General features: G+C 77.7%; 1 pseudogene. It reads left to right on the top strand.

Annotation, left to right across the window (positions count from 1 at the left end):
• Positions 1-1,101, top strand: a pseudogene (locus AB0O00_RS39095) (LuxR family transcriptional regulator); the annotation flags it as partial.

The raw sequence follows: 1,101 nt of genomic DNA, 5'->3' as shown, positions 1-1,101 counted from the left end.
GGAGGCGGCCGACATGGCCGAGCGGGCGGGGCTGCCGGTGCTCGCCTGCCAGGCCTGGCAGGTGCTCGCGATGCTGGCCCGCACGCGCGGCTTCGACGTCGCCGACGGGTGCCTGGAGCGGATGCTCGCCGTCGCCGAGGTGCACGGGCTGCCGGGCTGGCGGTTCGAGGCGCTGATCCGGCTGGGCGGCAACGCGTTCATGCGCACCGGCGAGGCGCGCCGGCTGGAGCAGGCGAAGGCGGCGGCCGAGGACCTCGGCTCGATCGTGCTGAGCCAGCGCACCGAGGGGTTCCTGGCGATGCACGCGGTCCTCTCGGGCGACCCGGCGACGGCCGAGGAGATCATCGCCCGCTGCCTGAACGCCGCCGGCCGGATGCGCAACCACGCGACCCACCGCTACCTGCTGCTGACCTCGGCGACCCTGGCGGCCCACCACGGCCGGCGGCGCACGATGGAATCCGTCCTGCGCGCGTTCCGGCAGGCCGGTGGCGAGGGGTCGCTGCTGACCCCGGTGATGCTCGGCCTGTGCCGGGCCATGTGCGCGCTGCTGGAGGAGGACCGCGCGACGGCCGACGCCGAGTTCGCGGCCGCCGCGGCCTGGGAGGCCGAGCACCCGAACGTCTACTTCCTCGCCGGGCGGTACGGTCTGCGCCCGCTGCTGGCCGTCCTGGCGGGCACCGCGGGCTGGGCCGAGCACGCCGCCGTGGCCGCCTCGCCGGGCGCCGAACTCGCGTGGAACCGGCAGTTCCTGGACCTCGCCGAGGCGGTGCTGCTGGGCCGGGAGGGCCGGGCCGCCGAGGCCGCCGAGGCGGTCGCCCGGGTCCGGCGCGACCCCGGGCGCTTCCCGACCGGGCACCACCTGGGGCTGCGCCTGGTCGCCGAGGCCGCGCTCGCGGACGGCTGGGGAGAGCCGGTGGCCTGGCTGCGGGCCGCCGAGGAGTACTTCCACGCGCTCGACGTCCCACCGGTGGCGGGCGCCTGCCGGGCGCTGCTCCGGCAGGCGGGAGCGAACGTCGCCCAGCGCCGCAGGGGCCGCGAGCTGATCCCGGCCGGGCTGCGCGCCCAGGGGGTCACCCCGCGCGAGTACGAGGTGCTGGCGCT

The organism is Kitasatospora sp. NPDC093558 (genome assembly GCF_040683475.1).
In the GTDB taxonomy this organism is placed as follows: Bacteria; Actinomycetota; Actinomycetes; order Streptomycetales; family Streptomycetaceae; genus Kitasatospora.
This window is presented reverse-complemented; position numbering and strand designations above follow the sequence as displayed.